This window comes from Arthrobacter alkaliphilus (assembly GCF_021483235.1).
Lineage (GTDB): Bacteria > Actinomycetota > Actinomycetes > Actinomycetales > Micrococcaceae > Arthrobacter > Arthrobacter alkaliphilus.
Window position 1 is genome coordinate 102706 of the sequence record NZ_JAKEEC010000004.1, and the last position, 25625, is coordinate 128330.

Here is a 25625-nt window from a genome sequence, read left to right on the forward strand (position 1 = left end):
CGCTGCTCTTTGGCGGCAGCTATGACAACACATGTGTGCTACTACAGCGGCGCGACAACGGAGTACGTCGACGAGTCGCCTTCGATGGACTGGCTCTGCTTGCCGTCCACGCCCACAGGGATGTCGCCGGCGATGGTCACGCGGTTGAGCTTGCGCTGCTGGCCGTCGTAGTTGTCGGGGGCGTAGTGCTGGGTGATGCGGTTGTCGAAGAGCACCAGTTGGTTCGGCTCCCAGTTCACCCGCACCACGTTCTCCGGACGGGTGACGTATGCCTGGAGCAAGCGGATGATGTCCTTCGATTCGGTGTTGGACAATCCCACGATCCGAAGGCGCTGCGCGAAGCCCCCAATGAACAATCCGCGCTCGCCGGTCAGGGGATGGACGCGCACCACGGGGTGGGCTGTTTCGAACTTGATGCGGGTGAATTCCTTGCGGCGCTCATCGGCATTTTCATGTTCCAGGTTCTTCGGCACCGAGTAGTCGTAGTCGTTAGTGTGGATCGCCCAGAGGGTGTCCGCGAAGTTCCGGAGCTCGTCCGGCAGGTCCGCATAGGCTCCCGCCGAAGATGCAATCAGGGTTTCGCCCCCATAGGACGGAAGATCGATGCTGCGTAGGGTGGAAGCCTGCGGCGGGTTGACCACGAACGTGACGTCGGTGTGCCAATTGTTGGCGGAACCGTTCTCGCTATCTACGGGCAGGACGTTCTCTTCGCCCTCCACGGAGGCCACGGTCGGATGCGCTGTGGTGAGCGGACCGAAATGGCTGGCGAATTTCACCTGGGCCTCGTCGCTGAGAATGTTGGCCTCCCGGAAGACGAGGGCCTTGTGTTCGTTGAGCGCGGCCCGGATTTGTCCCACGGTTTCCGGGGAGAGATCGCCGCTGAGGTCGAAGCCGCGGATTTCGGCGCCGATCCGGGATCCAAGCTTGGCGAATTCCAGCTTTCTTTCGGTAATGACGGACATTTTTTTATTCCTTTTCTGTTGTGAGTTGGTGGTGACTTGGTTGTAAGTGGGTTGACTGTAGGTCAGGACCCGGACCCGACTGCGGTCCGCCAGCGGGAGAAATGCCGTTCCAGCCCTACAAGGAGGAAATTCACGGCCAAACCCAAAAGGGACACCGTGAGGATGCCGGCGTACATGTCCGGGATGAGGAAACTGCTCTGGGCATTCACGATCAGGTAGCCCAGCCCGGCCTTCGCTCCCACCATCTCTGCCGCAATCAGCACCAGGATCGAGGCTGTTCCGGCCATTCGGATTCCGGTGAAAATGGTGGGCACTGCGGAAGGCAGGATCACTTTGCGGAACAGGGCGAGGCTCGAGAGTCCGAGCGATTTCGCGGCCCGGATCAGCAGCGGATCCACGGTCTTGACGCCTGCGATCGTGTTCAGCAGGACCGGAAAGAACGCCGCATACGCCACGATGCTGATCTTGGACTCCTCGCCGATCCCGAGCAGCAGCGTGAAGACGGGCAGCAAGGCAAGCGCGGCAGTGTTGCGGAACAGTTCCAGGAGCGGGTTCAGGACGGAATTGAGCTTTCCATACCAGGCGATCAGCAGACCGAGCGTTATGCCGGCCACGAGGGCTGCGCCGAATCCGGACACCGAACGGGTGAGGCTCGCGGCCAAGTGCGCCTGGATGGTGCCTGATTCGAACAGCTTCCCCCATGCCGCCAGGACTACGTGCAACGGCGGCAGGAATACCCGGGTTGAGGCGCTGGCCAGATAGCTCGGCCCGAGTTCCCAGAGAGCCAGGAAGGCAAGGATCCCCGCGGCCTTCCACAGGCCGGAACCGGCGCGGGCGGCCGCGGTTCGCGCAAGGGCGAGCGCCGCCGTCGTGCTCCGACGCCCCGTCTCGACCGGGCCGGAGTCCCCGACGGCGGCACCTTGCTTGGGTGCGGCGCTCGCCGCCGGCTGTTGCGCGAGTGTTGTGGTCATCAGGCTGCGCTCCTTTCGAGAGTTGTTCCCGGGACTTCATCCGGGGCTGTACCGTCCGGCAGGATTTTGCGGTGTCCGGCGTCCTGGGCCAGGCGGACTTCGTCGTGCAACAGGGTCCAGACCTTGTGCCGTTGTTCGACGAAGGCGGGATGCGAGCGAATGTCGTCCTCGCCGTCGCGGTCCGGGATGTCGACATCCACGATTGCCTTGAGGCGGCCGGGTCGGGCGCTGAGGACCGCGACGCGCTGCCCCAGGTACACGGCCTCGTCGATGCCGTGCGTGATGAAGACGATGGTCTTGCCGGTGGCCCGCCAGATCCGCAGGAGTTCGTCCTGGAGTTGTTCACGCGTTTGGGCGTCTAGCGCGGCGAAAGGTTCATCCATGAGGAGCACGTCGGGCTCGTAGGCGAGGCTTCGGGCAATGGCCACCCGTTGTTTCATCCCGCCTGAGAGCTCATGCGGGAAACGGTCCTCGAATCCGGCCAAGCCAACCAGTTCGAGGTATTCGCTTGCTTTGGCGGCACGTTCGCGGCGGTTGAGCTTGCGGCCGTCGGGTCCCCTTCCTTCGAGCCCGATCGACACGTTGGCCGACGCTGTACGCCACGGGAAAAGTGCGTATTGCTGGAACACCACGGCGCGGTCCTTCCCGGGTCCCGTCACCGGCTGGCCGTCCACCAATACCTCGCCTGAGGTGGGCGTGGACAGGCCAGCCAGGAGGTCCAGCAAGGTGGTCTTGCCGGAACCGCTCGGCCCCACCAAGGTGAGGAATTCGCCGTCGCGCACGTCCAGGCTCAAGGAGTCGAGGGCGGTCAGCGTGGTGGGCTCTTTCGGGCCGCGCTGACCGGTCGCGGCAGGCTGGGAGGGCCTGGAGCCCTTGCCGGCGCGGACGGTGAATTGCTTGGTGACATTGCGGAGGCTGATCTTGGCGGTCATCGCTATCCCTTCTTCGCTGCCGCGAGGTCGTTGAATTTGTTGGTGTAGTACTTCGACGGTGTGAGGTCGCCCTTGACGATCCCCGAGCTCTTCAGCCACTCCGACCAGCGGCTGAAGTCCTCGTCCTTGACTACGCCGTTGTCCGGCACCCCGGGGCTCTTCCAGTACTGCAGGTTCGTTGTGCTCTCATTGCGTCCGCGGGCGTCGATGATCTTCTTGAATCGGGCGATCACTTCCTCCCGTGGCGTCTCGGTCTCCCACTTGATGGCCTTGGCCACGCCCGTGGCGAAGGTCCGGGCAGTGTTGGGGTTCTTCTCGATGAAGTCGTTGCGGAGCACGTACTGGCCGCCGGCGAAGGTGCCGAAGAGTTCGTAGTCGTTGAAGAGCGAGCGCAGTCCGCCCGCGGCAACGGCATGGTCCTGCAGGACCCCGCCCAGCGTTCCGACATCCACCTGGCCGCGGCGCACGGCTTCCTCGGTGTCGTTGGGGGCCAGCACCACCAGTTGGACTTGCTTGATTTCGTCCTGGCTGAGGCCGTTCTTGCTGAGGTAGGTGTTGATGACGGCTTCGGAATGGGCGCCCAGGGTGTTGACGGCGATCTTCTTGCCGATGAGGTCCCTGGCGGTCTTGATGGGGCTGTCCGCCTTGACGTAGAAGCCGTTGAAGGTCTTCGCATCCTCGCCGTAATAGTTCACGACGGCGGTCACGGGAGCGCCTGCCTCAATCAGCTTCACCACAGCCCCGGCGAACGCTCCGCCGAAATCGGTCTGGTTGGTGGCGGCCGACTGGATGTCCTGGGGACCGCTGATCGTGTTGCCCACCCAGTTGAGTTTGATGTCGCCCAGGTAGCCAAGGTCAGCCGCAAGCTCCGGGAGGACGACGTTGTTGGCCGAGCCTTGGTAGCGGAGCTCCTTGACTTCCGTCTGGCTTCCGGCTGGGTCTCCGGCCTGGGCATTGCCGCCGCATCCGCTCACCGTCAGCGCAAGTACGACGGCGGCCGCGACGCTTAGCAGGGACTGGTGCAGTTTCATGGGAGCTACTTTCTGGGGGAGTGGAATTCGTGGGCCCGGACCTGGCCTGGAGGCGACCGAACTGCCGGTGGGAACGATGTAAGCGCATGTCCGCTGGGCAAGGGAAGCCCGGCAGTAACGCCCGGAAACGCCGGGAAACCGGGGGAAATCCGGCGAAATCCCAGCGCAACTCCGGGCAATGCAGTGACATATTTCGCCCGGCGTCGTCCGGCGTCGTTGGGTGTCGTCGGGATGGCGCATAACCGGACCTAATGCGAGACGGTCGGAGCAGGGCTGACTGTCACAATCGTTTTGTTCGTATTGATACCCACGCTGGCGCCCGATTCTTAGCGTTCCTGGCGGCTGGCCGGATACGGTAGGTATATGACGTCAAGCACCGCCGCCGAGTCCATTCGGTCCACCCGCAAAATTCCCGCAGACATTGCCCGCTCCTGGCTCCTCGTGAACGCCATGAAGACGGAGCTTTTCGACCAGTCGGCTTCATCGCGCGCGGACGCCATCATCCTTGACATCGAAGACGCCGTGGACCCGTCCCAGAAGGACATAGCCCGCGACAACGTCATCAACTGGCTGACCGCGGGTGGCGAGGCCTGGGTCCGTATCAACGACGCCATCAGCCCGTTCTGGGCCGATGACCTCGCTGGTCTGCGTGGCACTCCGGGCCTGTTGGGCGTCATGCTCGCCAAGACCGAGTCCGCGGACCAGGTCACGGAATCCTTCCACCGAATGGACGGCAAGGTCCCGGTTATCGCCCTCGTGGAATCTGCCCTCGGCATCGAGGAAGCCAACCACATCGCCCGCGCACAAGGTGCCTTCCGCTTGGCCTTTGGTTCGGGCGACTTCCGCCGGGACACGGGCATGGCCGCCACGCCCGAAGCAATGGCTTACCCGCGTGCCAAGCTCGTCGTCGCGAGCCGCGTCGGCAACCTGCCGGGACCGATCGACGGCCCCACCGTGGGCACCAACCACCCGATCCTGCGCGAGCAGACCGGAATCACGGTGACCATGGGCATGACCGGCAAGCTCTGCCTGGCCATCGACCAGACCACAGTCATCAACGAGGTCATCAGCCCGACGCCGTCCGACGTCGCCTGGGCAACCGACTTCATGAACGATTTTGAAGCCAACGGCAGGGTCATCCGCGACGGCTCCGACCTCCCGCGCCTCGGCCGCGCCGAAAAGATCATGAAGCTGGCCGTGGCCTTCGGGGTCCAGCCCTCCCTCTAGGGACACCCACCAACGCCCACTCACGTGTGTCGGGCTTTTCCGGGACGCCCGGTCGCCTATGTCCGGCTTTTCCAAGATGCTCGGTCACGTATGTCCGGCTTTTCCGGGACGCCCGGCCACGCATGTCCGGCCTTCTAAGGACGCTCGGCCACGCATGTCCGGCTTTCGTAGGACGCTCGGCCTCGCATGTCCGGCTTTCGTAGGACGCTCGGCCTCGCATGTCCGGCTTTCGTAGGACGCTCGGCCTCGCATGTCCGGCTTTCGTAGGACGCTCGGCCACGCATGTCCGGCTTTCGTAGGACGCTCGGTCACGTATGTCCGGCATTTCCGGGACGCTCGGTCACAAACGACCCCAAGTGCCGGTTTCGTCCTGCGGACGATGTGACCGGGCGTTCGTCCACAATCGGCTATATGTGAGTGGGCGTCTGGGCACAACAGGACATAGGTGACCGGGGGTTCGTCCAGAACCGGTGATAGGTGACCGGGCGTCGGGGCACAACCGGCGATAGGTGACCGGGCGTCGGGGCACAACCGGCGATAGGTGAGTGGGGGTTCGTCCAGAACCGGTGATAGGTGACCGGGCGTCGGGGCACAACCGGCGATAGGTGACCGGGCGTCCGGATGGGGGCGGCCGTGATGGGGCGCCCGCTCTGCTTTGGCCGCTTGCGTGGCCTAAGCTTGGGGGGTGTTGAACGAATTCTGGGCCACCGCCTCTATTGCATACAAGACGCTGGTTTTCAGCGCGATGGGGCTTATCGCCGTCGGGATCATCCTGACGATCATCGGCAACACTTCCCATGACCAAGGCATGGCGATCACGTCATTGTTCGTGATCGGGCTCGGCCTGGTCCTGCACGTCGTGGGCATGGTGGTGCGCGGCCAGCAGGTCCGCAAGGGCTTGAAGAAGTAGCCGCCAGAGCATGGCGAGGACCGAGCACGCGGTAGTAATCGCCGGGGGAGGTCCCACAGGGCTGATGCTGGCGGGCGAACTGGCGTTGGCCGGCGTCGACGTCGCGATCGTCGAGCGACGTCCCAACCAGGAGCTCGCCGGGTCCCGCGCAGGCGGCTTGCACTCACGCACCATCGAGGTCCTCGATCAGCGCGGAATCGCTGATCGGTTCCTGTCCGAGGGGCAAATAGCCCAGGTGGCCGGGTTCGGCGGCGTCCGTTTCGACATCAGCGACTTTCCCACCCGGCACAACTACGGCCTCGGGCTGTGGCAGAACCATATCGAGCGCATCCTGGCCGGCTGGGTCGCCGAGCTGGACGTCCCGATCCATTACGGACGTGAGGTGACCGGTTTCGCCCAGGACAGTACGGGCGTTGAGGTCGCCTTGTCCGACGGCGAGGGGTTGCGCGGTGAATACCTGGTCGGGTGCGACGGGGGCCGCAGCCTCGTCCGCAAGGCGGCCGGCATCGAGTTCCCCGGCTGGGACCCGACCACCAGTGCCTTGATCGGCCAGGTCGAGATGGCCGAACAGCCGCCGCTGGGCGTCCACACCAATGCATTCGGCATCCATTCCTTCGGCAAGCTGGAATACAAGATCGTCGACGGCAAGGTGGTTTACGGGGAGGGCGGCCCGGTGGGGGTCATGGTGACGGAGCAGCACGTCGGAGCCGCGGGCGAACCGACCCTCCAAGACCTGAGCGAGGCCCTCATCGCCGCATGCGGGACGGACTACGGGGTCCACAGTCCCATCTGGATCTCCAGATTCACCGATGCCACCCGCCAGGCCGCAAACTATCGCGACGGACGGGTCCTGCTGGCGGGCGACGCCGCGCACATCCACGCGCCCGACGGCGGACAAGGCCTCAACATCGGTGTGCAGGATGCCGTGAACCTGGGTTGGAAGCTGGCCCAAGTGGTCAAACGGACATCGCCGGAAAGCCTCCTCGACAGCTACCACGCCGAGCGCCACCCGGTCGCCGCCCGCGTGCTGCGAAACACGATGGCGAGTGTCGCGCTTCGCCGCCCCGACGACCGGACGAAGGCCGTGGGGGAGGTCATGGCCGAGCTTCTCGGCATGGAGGAACCGCGCAAGCGCTTCGCAGCGATGCAATCCGGCCTCGATGTACATTACGACGTCGGCGAGGGGCACCCGTTGCTCGGGCGGCGCATGCCCGACCTCGATCTCGTCGCCGCGGACGGGCCGGTGCGCGTCTTCAGCCTGCTGCACGATGCCCGGCCGGTGCTCCTCAACCTTGGCGACCCCGGCAGCATCGACATCACACCGTGGGCAGGCCGTGTCCGGCTGACAGACGCCAAATACCATGGCACCTGGGAGCTTCCGGCGCTCGGCGAGGTCACGCCTCCAGCAGCCGTGTTGATCCGGCCCGACGGACACGTGGCCTGGGTCGCCGACGCGGCGCAGTCGGGACTCGCCGACGCGCTCACCAGATGGTTCGGAGCACCTGCCGCCGCGTAGCGCGCTCGCGCTTCTTCGCGGCCCGCGGGCCGATAGGGTTGGAGCATGACAATTAACCCCGACTTGCAGGGCCGCAGCTACCCTGCCGCAGAGGTGTACGACGTCGGCCGCGAAAAGATCCGGGAGTTCGCCCGGGCCGTGAAGGCCACCCATCCCGCCCACTTCGACATCGAAGCCGCCAGGGCCCTTGGCCACAGCGACCTTGTCGCCCCGCCGACCTTCGCGATCATCGTTGCCCAGCGGGCGGATGCACAGCTGATCGCGGACCCGGAATCCGGGATCGACTTCAGCCGCGTGGTGCACGCCGAGCAGCGCTTCACGCACCACCGCCCGATCGTAGCCGGGGATCAGTTGCGCGCCGAACTGCACGTCGACGGCGTCCGCGCCATGGGCGGCGGGGCCATGATCACCACCCGGGCGGAAATATTCGCCGTCCGTGAGGACAACCAGCGCGAAAGTGTCGCCACCACCACCTCGTCCATCCTGGTCCGCGGAGAGGGACAGTAGCCATGAGCTTGAAACTTGAAGAACTCACCGTCGGTCAGGAAATCGGCACCCGCAGCATCGAGGTCACCCGCCAGGACCTGGTCAAGTACGCGGGGGCGTCCGGCGACTTCAACCCCATCCACTGGAACGAATCCTTCGCCACCAGCGTCGAACTTCCCGGGGTAATCGCCCACGGTATGTTCACCATGGGCTCGGCCGTTCAGCTGGTCAGCGACTGGGCCGGCGACCCCGCCGCCGTCGTCGACTACCAGACGCGCTTCACCAAACCGGTGCTGGTCGCCGACACCACCGGTACCAGCGAGCCCGGTGCCGTGATCGAAGTTGCCGGAGTGGTGGGAGCGCTCGACGTCGAATCCCGCACCGCGCGCATCGACCTGACCGTCACCTTTGCCGGCCAGAAGGTGCTCATGAAGTCCCAGGCCGTTGTGAAGCTCACTTGAGCCGCCTGCAACAAACCGAACCTCGCGCCACCGCGGCGGACTTGTCGCGGTGGCGCATTGCTGTGGTGGTCGCGTACGGCGCCAGCGGCCTGGCTTTCGCGTCGTGGGTCTCCCGCTTGCCCGCGATCCGTGACGGCCTGAACCTGACGCCCGGCGCCGTGGGGCTCCTGCTGATGTGCATGACCGTGGCATCATTCCTCTCCGTTTCGGCATCCGGGGTGATCGTGATCCGGCTCGGATCACGGTTGACCATACGGATCGGCGGCGCGATGGTGGGCTTCGGCCTCGCGCTCGCTGGGTTTGGCACGTCCGTGCTGGCCAACCCGGTGGTCGTGGCGCTTGGGCTCATGGTGATCGGCCTAGGCACGGCCAGCTGGAATACGGCCTCGAATGTAGAGGGAGCGGCACTGGAACGCGCCCTTGGACGGCACATCATGCCGCGTCTCCATGGATCCTTCAGCCTTGGCACCGTTGCGGGAGCGGGGCTCGGCGCGTGGGCCGCCGGCGTGGGACTGCCGGTCTTCTGGCACTTGGCTGCGGCCGGGCTCATGGTCGCCGGCTCCGTGGTGACCGGTGCAGCCTGGTTACGTGCGGACATCAGCCGCCGAGGTTCCGCAAAGGCCTTCAGGCCAGAAAAGCCGGACACTTTCGAAGATCCTTCGACCGGTCCCGTGCCCGTCATCCAGCCCGGACAGCAAGGACCTGCCGAACCGTTGGACAGTAAGCGCATGGTGGCCCGGGCATGGCGCGAACGCCGGACCCTCCTGCTGGGACTGCTTGTCCTGGGGCTGGCCTTGGCTGAGGGCGCGGCAGGGGACTGGGTGGCCTTGGCGTTGGCCGATGGCCACGGCCAATCGGCCGCCGCAGGAGCGATCGGCTATGGGATCTTTGTGACGTTCATGACCGTGGGCCGCTTTGCCGGCACGTTTGTCCTGGATCGTTTCGGCAGGGTGCCCGTGATGCGTTGGTGCTCGGCCACGGCCGTGGTGGGGCTGGCCCTCTTTGTCTTCGCTCCGGTGCCATGGCTCGCGTTCGCCGCCTTGGCCCTCTGGGGACTGGGTGCTTCTTTGGGGTTCCCGGTGGGCATGTCCGCCGCCGCGGACGATCCGGCGCACGCAGCGGCCCGCGTTTCGGTTGTCTCCACGATCGGTTACGGGGCTTTCCTGTGCGGGCCGCCGCTTTTGGGCTTGCTGGCGGAGCACTTCGGCATCCTGCATTCCTTGCTCGCCGTCCTGGTCCTGCTCGTCGCGAGCTTCTTCCTGGCGCCTGTCTCGCGGAAGCGCGCCCCCGAGCCGGCGCGCCCCTGAGCCGGCACGCCCCTAGGTCGGCCGCGGCAGGCAATCCCCGCTAGGCTTGTTCGGTGACCCAGACGATGCTTTCCGAACTGACCACGGCCGCCGTGGGTGGCCCTGCCGGCACCTTCGTGGAGGCCCGCACCGAACGGGAGATCATCGACGCCGTCCGCTCGGCGGACGCCTCGGGGGAGAAACTGCTGATCATCGGCGGCGGATCCAACCTCCTGGTTTCCGACGCCGGATACCCGGGCACGGTGCTCAAGATCGCGTCGCAAGGCTTCACCGTCAACTCGGAAGACAGTTGCGGGGGCGTTTCTGTGGTGGTCCAGGCCGGGCACAACTGGGACGCGCTCGTGGAGCACTCCGTGCTGCATGCGTGGTCCGGGCTGGAAGCACTCTCGGGCATCCCCGGCGCCACAGGCGCCACTCCCGTGCAGAATGTCGGTGCCTACGGTGCCGACGTCTCCCAGACCATCGCGGCGGTCCGTACCTGGGACCGGGAACGCAACGCAGTGCAAACCTTCACCAACTCCGAGCTCAAGTTCGGCTACCGGGACTCCATCCTCAAACAGACCACCACCGAGGGCTCACCCCGGTACGTGGTGTTGACCGTTGAATTCCAGTTGCCGCTCGGACGAATGAGCGCGCCCGTCCGGTACGCGGAGCTGGCCCGGTCCCTGGGGGTCGAGGCCGGGAAACGCGCATATTCCAACGGCGTCCGGCGGGAAGTCCTGCGGCTGAGGGCTTCCAAGGGCATGGTGGTGGACGCTTCGGACAGGGACACGTATTCCACGGGCTCCTTCTTCACCAACCCGATTGTTCCGGCCTCGGTGGCGGCATCGCTGCCAGACGGAGCACCGCGTTACCCGGCTGGAAACGATGGCCTCGTCAAGCTGTCGGCGGCTTGGCTGATTGACCAGGCCGGCTTCGGAAAGGGTTTCGGACTCGATCCAGCAGGCGTTTCGGGCGGCCGCGCTTCGCTGTCCACCAAACACACCCTGGCCATCACCAACAGGGGCGGCGCCAGCGCGGAGGACATGGTGGCGATCGCGCGCGAGGTGCGCCGCGGCGTCGTCGAGCGCTTCGGCATTGAGCTGCACCCGGAACCGCTGCTGATAGGCGTCTCTCTGTAGGGAGCGAGAAGAAAGGTGCGCGTCAGCGTTTTCCGGGCGGGAGCACCTTGTTGAGCAGCAGGAACGTCAGGCCGCAGCTGGCGGCCCCCAAGAGGAAGATCTGGCTGAACGCGATGCTTTGCGGCGAAGGACCTCCCGGCGAAGCCCAGCCGGCCGCCGCGAAGCCTGCCACCCCCAGGAGCATGACGATGGCGGCGAGCAGGAAGCTGCGCACTTGATCGCTGGCGCTTGCCTGGAACCCTGCTTCGGAATCGTCAACCTGCCGCTCGGACGGCGGCTGGCTCGCGGCGGCAAGGCCCAGAAGGAGGGCCGCGGCGCCCGTGGCGGCAAGTCCCACCTCTTGGACAGACTGCATCGAAGGGGACAAACGAACCCCCGCACCAACAGCTATCGCCAGGCCGCACACAAGCCCGACGGCGGCGGCGCACCAACCAGCGGCCGCCAGCCGCCGGCTGAGCGGCCGAAGCAGCGGACCCAACTCACCAAACAGCATTCCCCCAGCGTAGGAGGGCCCGCTGGAAGGCCCCTGTGAGCGGTATGGGAGTTCCCTCAGGTGCTGCCAAGGCGCGACCAATGAGGACCGAAGCCGTCCGCCTGACGTCCTATCATGGGGGCTATGGCAGGTTCGCCGAAGATCCGCGTCACTCCCAGAGTCATGGGCAGGCTGCGCCTCGCCAGCCAGGGATTACTTGGGGGCTTCAGCAGCCCGGAGGAATGCGTCACGACGATGGGTGCCATGCAGGCCCAGGACCTTGGCTCGGCCTTCTGGGCGGTGGGGCAGCGGGTACCGGGCTCCGGCCTCTCGACGGTGCTGGAAGCGCTGGAGAACGGCAAGGTGGTCCGGTCCTGGCCCATGCGGGGCACACTTCATTTGGTTCCGCCCCAGGACCTGCGCTGGATACTGGGCATCACCACAGAGCGGTCCATGCGGTCGGTGGCCGCGCGGCACAGGGAACTTGGCATCGACGCGGCTGACGTCGCGATGTGCCGGGATCTTGCCCTCGAACGTGTCACGTCCAGCCCGGGCGCCACGCGCGAGGAGCTTTTCAAGATCTTCGAATCCGCGGGCCAAGCCACAGCCGCCCAACGCGGCATCCACCTGCTCTGGATTCTGTGCCAAAACGGCTGGCTGGTCCAAGGACCACCGGCGGGTACGGCCGGCAAAGCCCTCGGCCAGCAACTGTTCGTGGCCTTTGACGAGTGGATTCCGGAATCCAAGGTCCTGGGCCGCGAAGAAGGGATTGCCGAATTCCTCCTCAGGTATATACGCAGCCACGGCCCGGCCACGCTGAACGACTTCGCGTGGTGGACCCAAATCCCCAAAGCCGAGGTCAAGGCAGCCCACGAGGCTCTGCGCAGCCAACTCGTTGAACTCGACTTTGGCGGGACGTCCTACTGGCTGTCGCCCGAGATTGCCGCACTGCTCGACGACGGCGTCCCCGGCTCCAGGACTGTGCTCGCCTTGCCGGGATTCGATGAATTCCTGCTCGGATACCAGGACCGGAACCTTGTCCTGCCGCCCGAGCATTTCCAGAAGGTCGTCCCGGGTGGCAACGGCGTCTTCAAACGCATGATTGTGTCCGGCGGCGAAGTGGTGGGCACGTGGTCCCGCAGCGGCACCGGCCGGACCGCCGTCGTCGAGCCTGAACCGTTTAGCACGGAAGGCCTGACTCCGGCGGCCAGACGGTCCTTCGAACTCCAGGCCGCCAAATACCTGCGGTTCATGGAGAGTTGAGGCAGGGCGCCTAGAGGGTGCCGGTAGCGATCTTCAGCATGCGGCGCAGCGGCTCGGCAGCCCCCCAGAGGAGTTGGTCGCCCACTGTGAAGGCGCTGATGTATTCAGGGCCCATCTCGAGCTTGCGGATACGGCCCACCGGAATGTCCAAGGTGCCTGAGGCAGCCACGGGGGTGAGGTCCGCCATGGACGCTTCCTTGGTGTTGGGCACAACCTTGGCCCACTCGTTGTCGGTGTCCAGGAGCTTCTCGATCTCGGCGACGGACAGGTCCTCGCGCAGCTTGAGCGTCAGTGCCTGGGAGTGGGAGCGCATTGCGCCGATACGGACGCAGAGGCCGTCCATGGCGATGTGCTCGCGGCCCGGCTTTCCGTTGCCCGTGCCGAGGATCTTGTTGGTCTCCACCCCGGCCTTCCACTCTTCCTTCGACTGGCCGTTGCCGAGGTCGGCGTCGATCCAAGGGATCAGGGAGCCGGCCAGCGGCACGCCGAACTGGGTGGCGTCGACTCCGGAGCGCTGGGTTGCCAGGACCTTGCGGTCGATTTCCAGGATCGCGGAGGCGGGATCGTCCAGTTCGCTGCTGACCTCGTTGTTGAGGGTGCCGAACTGGTTGAGCAGTTCACGCATGTGGCGGGCACCGCCGCCCGAGGCCGCCTGGTACGTCATGGAGGTGCCCCACTCGACCAGGTTGTTCTTGAACAGGCCGCCAAGGCCCATGAGCATGCACGAGACGGTACAGTTGCCGCCGATGTAGTCCTTCACGCCATTGGCGAGTCCGGCGTCGATGACATCGCGGTTGATGGGGTCCAGCACGATGATGGAATCATCGTTCATGCGCAGCGTGGACGCGGCATCGATCCAGAGGCCGTCCCAGCCACGGCTGCGGAGTTCGCCGTGGACTTGCTTGGTGTAGTCGCCGCCCTGGGCAGTGACAATAATCGGCAGCTTGGCAAGAGTCTCAATGTCGAATGCGTTCTCGAGCTTGCCTGCGCTGCCTTCTGCTGTACCAGCAAGTGACGGCGCGGCACCTCCTGCGTTCGAGGTGGAGAAAAATACCGGGTTGATGTTGGCGAAGTCGCCCTCTTCCTGCATGCGCTGCATCAGGACGGAACCGACCATGCCACGCCAACCGACCAGTCCAACGGACGGATTAGCTGCTGTAGTCATTTGACCAGTTTAGACTTTTGCGGCTCCCGGCCGCTGTCGGTTACGTCACGGAGCGCTACTTGCCGGCGTCGGGCCCTTCCAGCAGGGCTGCCTTCCGTGCGCGCAGGGCGTAGAAGGCGCCAAAAGCGAAGACCTGGGTCACCACCACCAGGACGATGATCCCCAGGATCTTGTTCCCACCCAGGATCATGGTGAGCCCAACAATCGCGGACAGGAGCGCGAAGAGCGGCAACAACATGTAGCCGAGGACGAACAGGGTCTCAGGTTTCTTCAGCATTCTCAGTCTTCCGTCCGGCGCCACGTGGCAATCCGGTAGTTGGTGCCGTTCTTGGAGGTGAGCCAGCCATCAGCCGGATCCGTCGACTCAAGGCTCCATGCCTCGCCGAACTCCGGCGCGAAAGTGTCGCCGTCGGTGTCGGAGTCGATGACCGTGACCACGGCGACATTCGCAATGTCCATGGACTGCCGGTAAATCTCGCCGCCGCCAATGATCCAGACGGTCTGGCCGCCCGGTGCGAACTGCGACTCCAGAAGCGCTGCATCAAGCGAAGAGACGACGACGGCGCCGCGTGCGTCGGGCGAGTCCGCCCAGCCGGGCTGCCGGGTCACCACGATGTTGGTGCGGCCGGGCAAGGGACGGTACTTTGCGGGGAAAGACTCCCAGGTCTTCCGCCCCATGATCACAGGATGGCCGGTTGTCAGGGTGCTGAAGTGCTTCAAGTCTTCAGGGAGGTGCCAAGGCATCGTCCCGCCTTTGCCAATTACCCCGCTGGTGGTCTGTGCCCACACCAGCCCGATTCCGTTGGGCGTTTCCCGGGCCTCTCCGGAGGACGGCGATTCCGTAGCAGGGGTCTCGCGGCTGCTCATACTGCCACGGGAGCCTTGATGGAAGGATGGTGGCGGTAGCCGATTACTTCGAAGTCCTCGAAGGTGTAGTCGAAAATCGAGTCCGGCTTCCGCTTGAACTGAAGCCGGGGGTACTCGTACGGTTCCCGGGAGAGCTGCTCGGTGACTTGCTCCACATGGTTGTCGTAAACGTGGACGTCCCCGCCGGTCCAGACGAAATCGCCCGGCTCAAGGCCCAGCTGTTGTGCCACCATGTACGTCAGCAACGCGTAGGAAGCGATGTTGAACGGGACGCCAAGGAACATGTCTGCCGAACGCTGGTACAGCTGGCAGGACAGCTTGCCGTCGGCGACATAGAACTGGAAGAACGCGTGGCACGGCGGCAGCGCCATGTCCTTGATCTCGGAGACGTTCCACGCCGAAACGATGTGCCGTCGCGAATCCGGGTTGGCCGCGAGACCCCTCATGAGCTCGGCGATCTGGTCAATGTGCCCGCCGTCGGGAGTCGGCCAGCTTCGCCACTGCACGCCGTACACCGGGCCGAGTTCGCCGTCGGCGTCCGCCCACTCATCCCAGATGGTGACACCCTGCTCCTGGAGCCACTTCACGTTGGACTCGCCGCGGAGGAACCACAACAGCTCCAGCGCGAGGGATTTGAAGTGGACCCGCTTGGTGGTGATGAGCGGGAAACCCTGGCTCAGATCGAAGCGCAGCTGGCGGCCGAAAACGCTCCGGGTGCCGGTGCCCGTTCGGTCCGACTTGTGCGTGCCATTGGCCATGACGTCGCGCAGGAGGTCTTCATATGGGGTTGGGATGCTCACGCCCCCAGCTTACTGGAGTCAGTCGTCGAAGGGCTTGATCTGTTCCACTGCCACTACGCGTTGGCCGTTTCCGCGGGCCACGTGGCACACGAGCATCTCGCCAGGTGCCAGGTACGGATCGTGGGCCGGCAGCATCTGGCGAAGCTCGGGTCCCATCCGGCCGCCGAGCGTTTTTAGGATGGTGGGCAGTGCCGGCCTGTGGGTGCAGAGGGCAACCGCGCGCTGCTTTTCGAACAGGCCCTCGACGATGGCGGCCGTCTTCTTCGGACTCCGCTGGTGGTTGTGCTCCGTCAGGGCATCCACCAGCTTCACCTTGGCTCCGGCCGACTTGGCATACGGTGCGATGGTGGACACGCATCTGGCCCAGGGACTGCTTACAATGCGCATCGGCTTCCACACGCCAAGGAGCCGTTCCACGGCCAGCGCCTGGCGCAGGCCCGTCACCGCAAGCGGCCGGCTGCCTTCGGCCTTGGTCCAGGAGGATCGCGGCTTGGCCTTGGCATGGCGTACCAGGATCAGGGGCCACGTCTCCAGCTCATCATTGAGGTGGGCCTTCGCCAGAGCCTGGAGAGGGGCAACATCCGTCGGGTTGCTCAGGAAACGTGCCGCCTTGTCCGGCGCGGCCCACATGTAGGCGTCCACTTCCTCGCCGTCCGGCTTGATGGGGGACCCGTTGACTTGCGTCGCCCAGTAGTGCACCACCTTCAGACCGGCCGCCACATGGTAGTGCGTCGGTGGAAGGGGGATCCCCAGGGCAGCCGTCAGGCCGATCTCTTCCTCGATCTCGCGGACAGCGCACTCCGGGATCGTCTCCCCGGCGTCAAGCTTGCCCTTGGGCCAGGACCAGTCGTCGTACTTGGGTCGATGGATCAGCAGGACCTCAAGGGCACCCTTGGTGACGCGCCAAGGGATGGCACCGGCCGCCGTGACGGCGACCGGCTCCCCGGGATGGTCCGTCTGGTCCGCAATAGGTGTGTCGCTTTTCAACTTTTCGCTGCCTACCGCCGGGCAACTGCGCGTTGGCGGGACCGGGAGGCAAGCAGCCATGACTGGATGTCCAGCAGCGGCGTGCCGTCTTCGGCCTTGTGGAACCTGGTCCAGTGGCCTTCGTTGTCGAGGTGCCAGCTGGCAGTGCCGGGGTCCATGTATCGCCGCAGCAGGTCCAGGACCTCGGCGATGTCCTCCTTGCTGGAGAGTTGCACCAGCGCCTCGACCCGGCGGTCGAGGTTGCGGTGCATCATGTCCGCGGAGCCGATGTACACCACGGGATCGTTGCCGTTGGCGAAGGCGAACACACGGGAGTGCTCCAGGAAACGCCCGAGGATGGAACGGACCGTGATGTTTTCGCTCAGTCCAGGAACTCCCGGACGCAGCGAGCAGATGCCACGGACAATGACGTCAACCTTTACGCCGGCCTGCGAGGCCCGGTAAAGGGCGTCGATGGTGGCTTCGTCAACCATGGAGTTGACCTTGATCTGGACCTTGGCCGGGATTCCCGCGCGGGCGTTGCGGATCTCGGCCTCGATCCTTTCGATCAATCCTGACCGTACCGAGCGCGGCGCCACGAGGAGCCGCTTGAAGGTCGATTTCGGGGCATATCCGGAGAGCTGGTTGAAGAGCTTGGACAGGTCCTCGCCCACCTGCTCGTTGGAGGTCAACAGGCCAAGGTCTTCGTAGTAGCGGGCCGTCCGCGGGTGGTAGTTGCCCGTGCCGATGTGGCAATACCTGCGGAGGCCGTCCACTTCCTGGCGGACCACGAGGGACAACTTGCAGTGCGTCTTCAGTCCCACGATGCCGTACACGACGTGCACGCCGGCCTGCTCCAGTTTGCGGGCCCAGGAGATGTTGGCCTGCTCGTCGAAGCGGGCCTTGATCTCCACAAGGGCCAGGACCTGCTTGCCGGCCTCGGCCGCGTCGATGAGCGCGTCGACGATGGGGGAATCGCCGGAGGTGCGGTACAGGGTCTGCTTGATGGCCTGGACCTTGGGGTCCGCGGCCGCCTGCTCCAGGAAGGCCTGGACCGACGTCGAGAACGAGTCGTAAGGGTGGTGAAGCAGGATGTCCCGGCGGCGCATCGCAGCGAAGACGTTGGCGGCTTTGGACGTCTCGGATTCGTTCAAGTACCGCGAGGTGTGGGGCACATGCTTCGGGTAATGGAGATCGGCGCGGTCGATTCCGCCGATGACCGACAGGCCACGGAGGTCCAGCGGCGCCGGAACTGAATACACCTCGGATTCGTCGACGCCGAGTTCCCGCACCAGGAGCGCGCGGATGTTCGGGTTGATGTCCGTGGTGACCTCAAGCCGGACGGGCGGACCGAAGCGGCGGCGCAGCAGTTCTTTTTCGAGCGCTTGCAGGAGGTTCTCGGCGTCGTCCTCTTCAACTTCCACGTCCTCGTTGCGGGTGACGCGGAAGGTGTGGTGCTCCATGACTTCCATTCCGGGGAACAGCTTGTCCAAGTGCACCGCGATGACCTCTTCGAGGGCAATGAACCGTGCCACGCGGCCCGGAACCGCGCCGGCCCGGGGTCCGTCGATCGAGATGAGGCGCGGCAGCTGGTCCGGAACCTTGACGCGGGCGAACAGTTCCTTGTCGCTTACGGGGTTGCGGACAATCACGGCCAGGTTGAGGGACAGGCCGGAGATATAGGGGAAGGGGTGGGCCGGATCGACGGCGAGGGGAGTGAGGATCGGGAAGACCTTCTCGCCGAACATCAGGCTGAGGCGGTGCTTGGCCTCGTCGTCGAGTTCGTCCCAGCGCATGAGGTGGATGTGCTCATAGGCCAAGGCGGGGCGGATCTGCTCGGCAAACACCCGCGCGTGGCGTTCCTGCAGCTTGCGGGCCGCTTCGCCGATCTGCTCCAGGACTTCGATAGGGCTCAGACCGGCGGGGGAGGGCACTGCGAGGCCGGTGGCGATGCGGCGCTTCAAGCCGGCAACGCGCACCATGAAGAATTCATCCAGGTTCGAGGCGAAGATGGAGAGGAAATTGACCCGCTCCAGGAGGAAAAGGTCCGGATCCTCCGCGAGCTCAAGGACGCGGGCGTTGAAGGCGAGCCAGCTCAGCTCGCGGTCCAGGAAGCGGTCCGGACTGATGTCGCCGTCCGGCTCCAGGGAGGGCGCAAATTCGGGAATGTCGATGCGGTCCTGGGTGGCCCGCGCCGCCGGGACCTCGGATGACCCGAAGCGGGGAGGCAAGGTTGCGCCCTTGACCTCGGTTTTGGTGTTTCCGACCGGGTCCGGGTTCATCGGGCTCTCCTTCGTTCAGCGCAGGGTTTGATTCAACCCTACAAGGATTCCACGTGCCGGAATCCTAGATGTCCTAGCCTTTCAATGACGCCGTGGTTCCGGGTTGTTTCCGGATAGCGGCGCATACATGACATCGACGTCCCAGCGAACGAAGCCCAGCTTCTGGTAGAGGGCAACGGCCGCGGCGTTGTCGGCGTCCACGTACAACATCACAGAGTGCAGATCGTGGCTCTGGAGATACCTGATTCCGGCGACAGTGAGCGCCTTGCCAAGTCCCATGCCTTGCGCCGCGGGCGTCACGCCGACGACGTAGACCTCCCCGATGGCCGGATGGGATCCTTGCCGCGGGTGCACCTTGGTCCAATGGAATCCGAGCAGCTCCCCGTCCTCATTCACGGCGAGCAGGAACCCTGCGGGATCGAACCAGTCCTCGGCCATTCGGGCTTCAAGGTCGGCCCTGGTCAAGGACCCTTGCTCGGGATGGTGGGCAAATGCCATCCTGTTGGCGGTCAGCCAGGCGGACTCATCCTGACCCGGCACGAAGGGGCGCAGCGAGACTCCCTCGGGCAGGCCGGCGTCGGGCAGTTCCGCTGTGGAAGACATGAGCCGCATCTTCCACAATTCGCGTACCGGTCCGTAGCCGTAGCGTGCCGCAAGCTCAGCGGCGGCCTCGTGATTCCCGTGGGACCAGGCGCTCAGGCCCCCGAGCCCGCGGCTGTCCCGGAGCGAGTCCAGCAACCGCACCGCCACGCCCTGGTTGCGGTAGCTGGGGTGCACTGCCATCTCCAGGACTCCGGTCCCGTCGTCCGCCTCAACCACGACGGCGATCCCCGCCAGGTCCTGTCCGCTTGCTGGATCGGACCGCTCGTCCGGGGCGTAGAGGGCCAGTGTGAGCAGGGAATGGTCACCGGCATCGGCACCGCGCAGCATGACGCGGGTCTGTTCCGACAGCGGGGGATTGCCGTCCGACTTCTCCGCCGCCGCGGCAAGCGTCTTGATGTCGTTCAACAGCTCGGCATCGGACGCGCCTTTGACGACGAGGACAGGCCAGTTCTCCGGGTGCGCAACGCTCATGCTGCAAGGCTATACGTCTCCGGCCGGTTTGGCGGGATGGATTTTGCGGCTGCCGTCTTGGCCGTGTAAGGTCTATATCTCGTCCGGCTTTGCGAAGCAGGATGCGAGGGGGATCCACCAGTGGGGTGGCTTCGATACGTTCGACCCGTATGTCCTCCACCCGAGCAAGCGAAGGCCCGGACTCACTGAGTCCGGGCCTTCGCTGTTTCCCGTGCGTTCCGAAGCCTGCGGTCCGTAAGCCTAGGCCTCCGTGAACTCGTCTTCCGGCAAGCGGACCAGCGTGAGCCGGTAACCAACGTTGCGGACCGTGCTGATGAGGTTCTCGTGGTCCGCGCCCAACTTGGCACGCAGGCGCCGGACGTGAACGTCCACGGTGCGGGTGCCGCCGTAGTAGTCGTAGCCCCATACTTCGGTGAGAAGCTGTTGACGAGTGAATACCCGACCGGGGTGCTGGGCCAGATACTTCAGGAGTTCGAACTCCTTGAAGGTCAGGTTGAGCGGCTGCCCGTTCACGCGGGCCGTGTAGCTTGCCTCGTCGATCACGACGCCGGCCGCCCGGATTTCGGTGTTGGTTTCCTCTTCGCCGGGGATTGCGCGGGCCACGGCCAGGCGGATCCGGGCTTCGACTTCGGCCGGCCCGGCCGAGTCCAGGACAATGTCATCGACGGACCATGCGGAAGATACGGCAGCCATGCCGCCTTCCGTGAGGATCAGGATGAGGGGAGCGCTCAAGCCTGTGGCTTTGAGCAACTGGGTCAGGGACCGGGCCCCCACGAGGTCCTTGCGGGCATCAAGGAACACGACGTCGGTGGGGTCGGTTTCGAGCAATGCCGTTGGCTCTGCCGGCAGGATGTGGACCCGGTGGTTCAGCAGCTCCAAGGCGGGCAGGATGTCAACCGACGAGCCGGTGCTGTTCGTCAGGAGCAGGATGTGCGACATAGTTCCTCCAATGGGCGGTCCGCGCATCATCGGGCGTCTGAACCGGGCTTCCACCGGCCGGTAGCTGCTCCATGCGGCTTTGTTCCGTTGTAACGGAAGCGCTGCCACAAGAAGCGCTGTTGACAACCGAGTATACCCAAATGCCCCTGCAACGGCAGGGATTCGTGTCACCTTCAGGCCATGTTTGCGACATATTTGTGCCGTATAGGGCAGGATTGGCAAGAGGTTGCCCGGGCTTGGAACAGGATGGGCCCATCGGGGATCCTGCAAAGGCACGGCGAGGTGAGGGACACAGTGAGGTCAGGGGCGCAGTGAAGTCTTGGAGCATCGGGGTGGTCGGCCTCGTGGCGCTCGCGGTTTTTGTCGCCGGCTCTTACGGCCCCACGGAGGGGCTGGTCGCCGTCGGCATTCTGGCGTCGGCCGCGGTTGGCGTCGGCTGGCCCCATTTTCTGGCTGTGCCCGCGAAAAAGACGCTCGCCGCCGTCATCGGGCTGAGCGGTGCCGGTTCGGCCCTGGGGGCCGGGTTCCTCCCGGCCCCCGGGTTTCTCGATGCAACCCCGGCCTTTATCGCCGCCGGCGTGATCGCGGTGTTCGTCGTGCAGCTGATCCGCGGAACCGGCCAGGCCCAGCGGCTCGAATCGACGCTTGGCAGCTGCGTCGGCGTCCTCCTGAGTTGCGTTGGCGCCGGCTGGATTGCGGGGGAGAGGTTCAACGGGATCAAGGAAATGGTGTTGGTTGCCGCCCTCAGCGCCGCTGTGGCCCTCCTCGCCGGCTTGTTGCGCTGGCCAGACCGGGTCGTGGCACCCTTGGGCATCGTGGCCGCCGGGCTGGTTGCGCCGATGGCAGGCCTGGTGTTCTCCAATATCGCGATTATGGCTGCCATCGTGGTGGGCGTCGTCATCGGATCGGTCCTGGTCAGTTTCCGCCGGATGGTGACGCTTCGGCTCGGCCGCCTGAACTTCCCGGCTGTCCTGGGAATGGGCGTAGCCCCCGTCTGGGCGGTTGGAGCCCTGTCTTACTTCATCGACAAACTACTCATCTTCTAGCGGTTAGGATGGCATCATGTCCGTACTTGCATTTGAAATCTTCTTCCTCGTCCTCCTCGGCCTGGCCAGCCTCTCGATGGCCTGGTTCGCTGGTTTTGTCGTCTACCGTCTCTTCAAAGGCCAGAAGTAGAACTCCGGCAGCTTCTGTTCCACTTGTGCCCTCCGGTCCACTGAGGTAAATGCTGTGCCCATCGAAATCCCTACCGACCTGACACCCGAATTGGTACCCCTTTCCTGGCTCATTGGCGAGTGGGAAGGCCGGGGGCGGCTTGGAAGCGGTGACGAAGACTCGGAGCACTTCATCCAGCACGTCTCCTTCACGCACCACGGCCTGCCCTACCTGGAGTACCGGGCGGAAAGCTGGCTTAGCGACGAGGACGGCACCAAGTTGCGCCCTCTCACCGTGGAAACAGGTTTCTGGGCGCTGGAGCGGAAAATGCTCGACGCCGACGGCGGTCCCGGGCTGATTCCCGCGGAGATGGTCCCGGTCTTGAAAACCGCCGACGACGTCGAGGCGCACCGGAACGCCGACGGCGGGTTCGACATCACTGTGACCATCGCCCATCCCGGGGGCATCAGTGAGCTGTACTACGGCCAAATCAAGGGCCCGCAGATCCAGATGAGCACCGATATGGTGATGCGCGGCGGGCACTCCAAGGAATACACTGCGGCCACACGCATCTTCGGCCTCGTGGACGGCAATCTGCTGTGGCGCTGGGATGTGGCCACTCCGGGTAAGTCGCTCGAGGCCCATGCTTCGGCTTTCCTGAACAAGCTCTCCTAGGAGTGCTTGTCCATTAGCTTCACGGTCTCACCGAAGAGGTCTCACTGAACGTCCCGTTTCGCCGTTCGAACCAAAGGGGAGCAGCAAGTGAACGAAGCAACAAAGCCTGCCAGCTATGACGATCTCAAGGCCGTCTTTTTCAACGGGACCCTCAAGCCATCGCCGCAAGTGAGCAACACTGACGGACTGATCGCGATCAGCCGGCGCATCATGGAAAAGCAGGGCGTCAGCACGCGCGTGATCCGGACGGTGGACCACGATATTGCCGCCGGGGTGTACCCGGACATGCGCGAACACGGCTGGGCCACGGATGAATGGCCGGAGCTGTATCCGGCAGTGCTTGAGGCCGACATCGTGGTGGTTGCGGGTCCCATCTGGCTTGGCGACAATTCCTCCCAGACCAAGAAGCTCATCGAGCGGCTCTACGCCCATTCGGGCCAGCTCAACAGCAAGGGCCAGTGGGCGTACTACCCCAAGGTCGGCGGCTGCCTGATCACGGGCAACGAAGACGGCATCAAGCACTGTGCCATGAATGTTTTGTACAGCCTCCAGCACGTCGGCTTCACCATTCCGCCCCAGGCCGACGCCGGCTGGATTGGCCCGGTCGGCCCGGGGCCGAGCTACCTCGACGAAGGATCCGGCGGACCCGAGAGCGATTTCACCAACAGGAACACCACCTTCATGACCTGGAACCTGCTCCACTGCGCCCGGATGCTCAAGGACGCAGGCGGCATTCCTGCGTACGGCAACCTTCCAGACGAATGGAAAGCCGGCACGCGCTTCGATTTTGAAAACCCGGAATACCGCTGAGCCCCGAGGACTTCTACTACATATGACTTACAAGAGCCCCCTATTGTCGCGCCCAGGAGCTGTAGAAGGCGGCGGCGAGGACTCCGGCGTCGCGGCGCACTACGGCCAGCCCTTGCCTGAGCAGCGCGCACTCGCCGCGGGCACCGCCGTCGTCGATCTTTCCTATCGGGGCGTTGTTACGGTCACCGGACCGGATCGCCTGAGCTGGCTCAATACTCTTTCCTCGCAGCACCTGACCAACCTCCAGCCGGGCGTCTCGAGCGAACTGCTGCTCCTGACCATCCAGGGCCGCATCGAGTTCGATGCCCGCGTGGTGGACGACGGCGGGACCACCTGGCTGCTGGTCGAGGCCGCGGAGGCTGCCCCGCTGGCGGAGTGGCTCAACAAAATGCGGTTCATGCTGCGCGTCGAGGTGGCCGACGTGTCTTCCGATTGGGCCGTCGTCGGCTCGACGAAACCTGTTGACGACTGGTCCGGGCGGCTCGTTTGGGAGGATCCGTGGCCGCACGTCGGCGTCGGCGGCTATTCGTACAGTGTGGTCGAGGAAGGCTCCCATCCCGGCCTTGACCGTCCTTGGTTCGAATACCTCATTCCCGCCGCCGAGCTTGAAACGGCCGTCGAGGGTATGGCCCTGGCCGGTTCGTTGGCCGCGGAGGCGCTCCGCATAGCCGCCTGGCGTCCACGGCTCGGCGCGGAGACCGATGAGAAGACCATTCCGCATGAGCTCGATCTCCTCCGGACCTCGGTCCACTTGGCCAAGGGCTGCTACAAGGGCCAGGAAACCATCGCCCGCGTCCACAACCTGGGACACCCGCCGCGGCGGCTCGTTTTCCTGCAATTGGACGGCTCGCAGCACACCCTTCCGGCGCCGGGGAGCGTCATATTTGCCGGGGAACGCAAGGTGGGTACGCTGACATCTGTGGCCCAGCACTTCGAGATGGGACCGGTAGGCCTGGCCCTGATCAAGCGGTCCGTAGACCCGCACGAAGTGCTGACCGTGCTGGACGGCGAGGAGCCCTATCCGGCCGCCCAGGAAGTAATCGTTGCGCCCGACGCCGGACAAGTGGTGGGGCGTCAGACCGGATTCCTGAAGGGACCCCATCGATGAGTGAAACGACGGGCGCTGAAGCCCAAGCGACGGGCGCCGACGAGGAGGCCATTGCCTTGGCGCACACCTTGTTTGACGCCGCCAGGGAAGGCAATTCGGAGCTCCTGCGAAGCTACCTCAAGGCCGGTGCGCCGGCTGGAATGCGAACTGCCGCGGGCGACTCCCTGCTGATGCTCGCCGCTTACCATGGCCATGCTGAAACCGTCCAGCTCCTGCTGCACCACGGCGCGGACGCGAACGCAGCCAACGATCGAGGCCAGACGCCGTTGGCGGGAGCCGTCTTCAAGGGCTACGGCGACGTGGCCCGGGTTCTGATTGACGCCGGAGCAGATCCCGACGCCGGGGCGCCCACAGCGCGCGACGCCGCCCGGATGTTTGGCCGCACGGAGATTCTCGAACTGCTCGGCTAGGCTTCCGGGCTCACTCCATTTCGACGGTTCCCCGCGCACTCGACGCCCGCATGCATCTAGTGCGCAGGGAACCGTCGAACCGGGCAAGGTTGCAACCATATATCCCATGTGGAATAGTTGTGGTGGAATAGTTCGCACGGAGGTAGCAATATGGCACGGGCCGCACTGACTCCGTTGGGTGTCGCCGCACTGGCCCTCCTTGTCGAGGCGCCGATGCATCCGTATGAGATGTACCAGCTCCTGATGGCCCGCCACGAGGACCGCTTGGTCAAAGTCCGGCCCGGTACGCTGTACCACGCCGTCGGCCGCTTGGAAGAGGCGGGGTGGGTCGAAGCGACCGGGATTGACCGGGCCGGCAACCGGCCGGAGCGGACCACCTACCGCATCACCGAAACCGGCCGGGAAGCGCTGACCGAGCGCCTCCAGGACATGCTCGCCGAACCCGTGAACGAATACCCGGTCTTCCCCCACGCGATCGCCGAGGCGCACAACCTGCCGTCCGGCGTCGTACTGGAACTCCTGGACCGCCGCGTGGCGAACCTGGAAGGCCAACTGGACGTCTTGGTCCGCGGTGAAGAGGCGGTCTCCGCGAAAGGTGTCGAACGGAAGTTCTGGATCGACGTCAAGTACCAACAAACCATGCTGCGGTCTGAAATTGATTGGATCCGCGGCTTCCAGGACGATCTCCGCAGCGGGCAGTTGCCGTGGTAGCCGC

The 25625-nt window shown here is 64.9% G+C and carries 27 protein-coding genes; 14 read left to right on the forward strand and 13 right to left on the reverse strand.

Annotated elements, in window-relative coordinates; genetic code table 11:
* Positions 1 to 41 precede the first annotated feature (41 nt).
* The 4 genes from L0B83_RS04915 to L0B83_RS04930 all read right to left on the reverse strand — a co-directional run bounded on the left by L0B83_RS04915 (position 42) and on the right by L0B83_RS04930 (position 3896).
* A complete protein-coding gene (locus L0B83_RS04915; RefSeq protein ID WP_234757300.1) occupies positions 42 to 962 on the reverse strand; it encodes a TauD/TfdA dioxygenase family protein in 921 nt (306 codons plus the stop codon).
* A gap of 62 nt (positions 963 to 1024) precedes the next feature.
* The gene (locus tag L0B83_RS04920) at positions 1025 to 1933 is read right to left on the reverse strand and encodes an ABC transporter permease (protein WP_234757301.1); all 909 of its coding nucleotides are present in this window, start codon (positions 1931 to 1933) and stop codon (positions 1025 to 1027) included.
* Entirely contained in the window at positions 1933 to 2865 is a 933-nt protein-coding gene (locus L0B83_RS04925; protein ID WP_234757302.1) for an ABC transporter ATP-binding protein, read from the reverse strand. The genes L0B83_RS04920 and L0B83_RS04925 overlap by 1 nt, the downstream gene beginning before the upstream one ends.
* A gap of 2 nt (positions 2866 to 2867) precedes the next feature.
* On the reverse strand, positions 2868 to 3896 hold the full coding sequence (locus L0B83_RS04930; protein WP_234757303.1) for an ABC transporter substrate-binding protein: 1029 nt from the start codon (positions 3894 to 3896) through the stop codon (positions 2868 to 2870).
* 363 nt (positions 3897 to 4259) lie between these two features.
* Between L0B83_RS04930 and L0B83_RS04935 the strand changes: the two genes are divergently transcribed.
* The 7 genes from L0B83_RS04935 to L0B83_RS04965 all read left to right on the forward strand — a co-directional run bounded on the left by L0B83_RS04935 (position 4260) and on the right by L0B83_RS04965 (position 10924).
* Positions 4260 to 5123, forward strand: coding sequence for an HpcH/HpaI aldolase/citrate lyase family protein (locus L0B83_RS04935; RefSeq protein ID WP_234757304.1), 864 nt, complete (start codon positions 4260 to 4262; stop codon positions 5121 to 5123).
* Between the two features lie 685 nt (positions 5124 to 5808).
* Entirely contained in the window at positions 5809 to 6033 is a 225-nt protein-coding gene (locus L0B83_RS04940) for a DUF3188 domain-containing protein (RefSeq protein ID WP_234757305.1), read from the forward strand.
* A 10-nt stretch (positions 6034 to 6043) separates the two neighbouring features.
* A complete protein-coding gene (locus tag L0B83_RS04945) occupies positions 6044 to 7549 on the forward strand; it encodes an FAD-dependent monooxygenase (RefSeq protein ID WP_234757306.1) in 1506 nt (501 codons plus the stop codon).
* Between the two features lie 45 nt (positions 7550 to 7594).
* A complete protein-coding gene (locus tag L0B83_RS04950) occupies positions 7595 to 8056 on the forward strand; it encodes an FAS1-like dehydratase domain-containing protein (RefSeq protein WP_234757307.1) in 462 nt (153 codons plus the stop codon).
* 2 nt (positions 8057 to 8058) lie between these two features.
* Positions 8059 to 8496 (forward strand): MaoC family dehydratase, encoded by a 438-nt coding sequence (locus tag L0B83_RS04955; protein ID WP_234757308.1) that lies wholly within the window; start codon positions 8059 to 8061, stop codon positions 8494 to 8496.
* On the forward strand, positions 8493 to 9803 hold the full coding sequence (locus L0B83_RS04960) for an MFS transporter (protein WP_234757309.1): 1311 nt from the start codon (positions 8493 to 8495) through the stop codon (positions 9801 to 9803). The genes L0B83_RS04955 and L0B83_RS04960 overlap by 4 nt, the downstream gene beginning before the upstream one ends.
* A gap of 53 nt (positions 9804 to 9856) precedes the next feature.
* Positions 9857 to 10924: a UDP-N-acetylmuramate dehydrogenase gene (locus L0B83_RS04965; protein WP_234757310.1), complete on the forward strand. Its 1068-nt coding sequence runs from the start codon at positions 9857 to 9859 to the stop codon at positions 10922 to 10924.
* Between the two features lie 22 nt (positions 10925 to 10946).
* Here the strand turns inward: L0B83_RS04965 and L0B83_RS04970 are convergent, their stop codons facing one another.
* Positions 10947 to 11417: a hypothetical protein gene (locus L0B83_RS04970; RefSeq protein ID WP_234757311.1), complete on the reverse strand. Its 471-nt coding sequence runs from the start codon at positions 11415 to 11417 to the stop codon at positions 10947 to 10949.
* A gap of 123 nt (positions 11418 to 11540) precedes the next feature.
* Here L0B83_RS04970 and L0B83_RS04975 point away from each other — a divergent pair, with 123 nt between their 5' ends.
* Positions 11541 to 12659, forward strand: coding sequence for a winged helix DNA-binding domain-containing protein (locus L0B83_RS04975; protein ID WP_234757312.1), 1119 nt, complete (start codon positions 11541 to 11543; stop codon positions 12657 to 12659).
* 10 nt (positions 12660 to 12669) lie between these two features.
* Here L0B83_RS04975 and asd read toward each other — a convergent pair whose 3' ends face one another.
* The 8 genes from asd to L0B83_RS05015 all read right to left on the reverse strand — a co-directional run bounded on the left by asd (position 12670) and on the right by L0B83_RS05015 (position 20752).
* Positions 12670 to 13824, reverse strand: coding sequence for an aspartate-semialdehyde dehydrogenase (asd, locus tag L0B83_RS04980; RefSeq protein WP_234757313.1), 1155 nt, complete (start codon positions 13822 to 13824; stop codon positions 12670 to 12672).
* A gap of 55 nt (positions 13825 to 13879) precedes the next feature.
* Entirely contained in the window at positions 13880 to 14101 is a 222-nt protein-coding gene (locus L0B83_RS04985) for an NF038396 family protein (RefSeq protein ID WP_234757314.1), read from the reverse strand.
* A 2-nt stretch (positions 14102 to 14103) separates the two neighbouring features.
* Positions 14104 to 14691, reverse strand: coding sequence for a dihydrofolate reductase (locus L0B83_RS04990; RefSeq protein ID WP_234757315.1), 588 nt, complete (start codon positions 14689 to 14691; stop codon positions 14104 to 14106).
* A complete protein-coding gene (locus L0B83_RS04995; protein WP_308193954.1) occupies positions 14688 to 15491 on the reverse strand; it encodes a thymidylate synthase in 804 nt (267 codons plus the stop codon). Before L0B83_RS04995 ends, L0B83_RS04990 begins: the two co-directional genes overlap by 4 nt.
* 18 nt (positions 15492 to 15509) lie before the next feature.
* Positions 15510 to 16478 carry an NUDIX hydrolase gene (locus tag L0B83_RS05000; protein ID WP_308193955.1) on the reverse strand — a complete coding sequence of 323 codons (969 nt, stop codon included), beginning with the start codon at positions 16476 to 16478 and terminating at the stop codon, positions 15510 to 15512.
* A gap of 11 nt (positions 16479 to 16489) precedes the next feature.
* On the reverse strand, positions 16490 to 18739 hold the full coding sequence (locus tag L0B83_RS05005) for an RNA degradosome polyphosphate kinase (RefSeq protein ID WP_234757316.1): 2250 nt from the start codon (positions 18737 to 18739) through the stop codon (positions 16490 to 16492).
* Between the two features lie 81 nt (positions 18740 to 18820).
* On the reverse strand, positions 18821 to 19813 hold the full coding sequence (gene mshD, locus L0B83_RS05010; protein ID WP_234757317.1) for a mycothiol synthase: 993 nt from the start codon (positions 19811 to 19813) through the stop codon (positions 18821 to 18823).
* 240 nt (positions 19814 to 20053) lie between these two features.
* Entirely contained in the window at positions 20054 to 20752 is a 699-nt protein-coding gene (locus tag L0B83_RS05015; protein ID WP_234757318.1) for a winged helix-turn-helix transcriptional regulator, read from the reverse strand.
* A gap of 311 nt (positions 20753 to 21063) precedes the next feature.
* Here L0B83_RS05015 and L0B83_RS05020 point away from each other — a divergent pair, with 311 nt between their 5' ends.
* From L0B83_RS05020 to L0B83_RS05045, 6 genes are all read left to right on the forward strand, one after another.
* Positions 21064 to 21798 carry a permease gene (locus tag L0B83_RS05020; RefSeq protein WP_234757319.1) on the forward strand — a complete coding sequence of 245 codons (735 nt, stop codon included), beginning with the start codon at positions 21064 to 21066 and terminating at the stop codon, positions 21796 to 21798.
* Between the two features lie 184 nt (positions 21799 to 21982).
* Complete coding sequence (locus L0B83_RS05025) at positions 21983 to 22582, forward strand: nitrobindin family protein (RefSeq protein WP_234757320.1); 600 nt, start codon at positions 21983 to 21985, stop codon at positions 22580 to 22582.
* 87 nt (positions 22583 to 22669) lie between these two features.
* Positions 22670 to 23392 (forward strand): flavodoxin family protein, encoded by a 723-nt coding sequence (locus L0B83_RS05030; protein ID WP_234757321.1) that lies wholly within the window; start codon positions 22670 to 22672, stop codon positions 23390 to 23392.
* A 22-nt stretch (positions 23393 to 23414) separates the two neighbouring features.
* On the forward strand, positions 23415 to 24500 hold the full coding sequence (gene ygfZ / locus L0B83_RS05035) for a CAF17-like 4Fe-4S cluster assembly/insertion protein YgfZ (protein WP_234757322.1): 1086 nt from the start codon (positions 23415 to 23417) through the stop codon (positions 24498 to 24500).
* Positions 24497 to 24910 (forward strand): ankyrin repeat domain-containing protein, encoded by a 414-nt coding sequence (locus tag L0B83_RS05040; RefSeq protein WP_234757323.1) that lies wholly within the window; start codon positions 24497 to 24499, stop codon positions 24908 to 24910. Before ygfZ ends, L0B83_RS05040 begins: the two co-directional genes overlap by 4 nt.
* A gap of 150 nt (positions 24911 to 25060) precedes the next feature.
* Positions 25061 to 25621: a PadR family transcriptional regulator gene (locus tag L0B83_RS05045; protein WP_234757324.1), complete on the forward strand. Its 561-nt coding sequence runs from the start codon at positions 25061 to 25063 to the stop codon at positions 25619 to 25621.
* Positions 25622 to 25625: the final 4 nt, after the last annotated feature.